The organism is Methylobacterium sp. WL120 (genome assembly GCF_008039465.1).
Classification (GTDB): Bacteria; Pseudomonadota; Alphaproteobacteria; order Rhizobiales; family Beijerinckiaceae; genus Methylobacterium; species Methylobacterium cerastii.
In genome coordinates this window covers 1-1,333 of record NZ_VRUT01000339.1, presented here as the reverse complement: position 1 = coordinate 1,333, position 1,333 = coordinate 1, and the positions used below count along the sequence as shown (strand labels likewise).

Here is a 1,333-nt window from a genome sequence, read left to right as displayed (position 1 = left end):
CAGGCTGCTGCAGAAGTCTGTGGCGGTTTGGCCTTGGAGATGATTCACTCTGCCTGAGCGAGAGGCGGGGTTTGATCGATGCGCGGACGTGAGGCGGCCTCGACCAACCTGTTCAGCTACGTTCGGCTTGAGGAGCGTGTGCCGTCCGATCACCCGCTGCGGCCGATCCGGGCCTTGGCCGACGAAGTTCTGGCTGGGCTGAACGCGCGCTTCGAGCACCTGTACTCGGGCCTGGGCCGGCCTTCGATCCCGCCGGAGATGCTGCTTCGGGCGACACTGCTGCAGGCGTTCTTCTCGGTGCGCTCCGAGCGGATGCTGATGGAGCAGATCGATTATAACCTGCTGTTCCGGTGGTTCGTGGGGTTGGAGATCGATGCCGCGGTCTGGCACCCGACTGTGTTCACGCACAACCGCGACCGTCTGCTGGAGACGGAGGTGGCGCACGCCTTCCTGTCGGGTCTGCTGGCGCTCAAGCCGGTCAAGCGGCTGTTGTCGAGCGACCATTTCTCGGTCGACGGCACGATGATCGAGGCCTGGGCCTCGATGAAGAGCTTTCGGCCCAAGGACGGCTCGGGCGAACCGCCAGGCCCGGGCCGCAACGGCGAGCGTGACTTCCGCCGCGAGAAGCGCTCGAACGCGACCCATGCCTCGACTACCGACCCGGATGCCCGGCTCTACCGGAAGGCGGACGGCCAGGAGAGCCGGCTGTGCTACCTCGGCCACACGCTGATGGAGAACCGCAACGGCTTGGTGGTGGACGCCAGCCTCACCCACGCCACCGGCACGGCCGAGCGCGAGGCGGCCCTCCTCATGCTCGACCGCCGACCCCGCCGGCACCGGATTACGCTGGGTGCGGACAAGCTGTTCGACGTGGAAGCCTTCGTCGGCGACCTGCGGGCGCGGCGGGTGAGCCCGCACATCGCCATCAACGGGGCGGTCTCGAAGACCGGCAAGGTGCGCAAGACCGCCCTCGACGGCCGCACCACCCGCCATCCCGGCTACGCAATCAGCCTGCGCTGCCGCAAGCGGATCGAGGAGGTCTTCGGCTGGATCAAGGCTCAGGCCGGGCTGAGGAAGGTCAAGCTGCGCGGCCGAGCCAAGGTCGAGGCGCTGTTCACCTTCGCGGCCGCCGCCTACAACCTCGTGCGCCTGCCCAAGCTGCTGGCCGAGGCTCGCGCATGAAGAGCGGCCCAGGCCGGGCCGAGACGCAGCCCGCGACCTGGAGTACCATCGAAGCTGGCGGATCGAGCCGCGTCGAGGTGGGCTGATCTCGAAAAACAGCCCTGACGATCCAAATCGAGCGCCACGCCAGACTTCTGCAGCAGCCTGCTAG

The 1,333-nt window shown here is 67.5% G+C and carries 1 protein-coding gene; it reads left to right on the top strand.

Annotation, left to right across the window (positions count from 1 at the left end):
* Positions 1-78 precede the first annotated feature (78 nt).
* The gene (locus tag FV229_RS26880; protein WP_147754819.1) at positions 79-1,182 is read left to right on the top strand and encodes an IS5 family transposase; all 1,104 of its coding nucleotides are present in this window, start codon (positions 79-81) and stop codon (positions 1,180-1,182) included.
* The last annotated feature ends 151 nt before the right edge of the window (positions 1,183-1,333 follow it).

Excerpts from the sequence above, each read along its gene's own strand:
- FV229_RS26880 (WP_147754819.1), top strand. The coding sequence starts at position 79 with ATGCGCGGACGTGAGGCGGCCTCGACCAACCTGTTCAGCTACGTTCGG.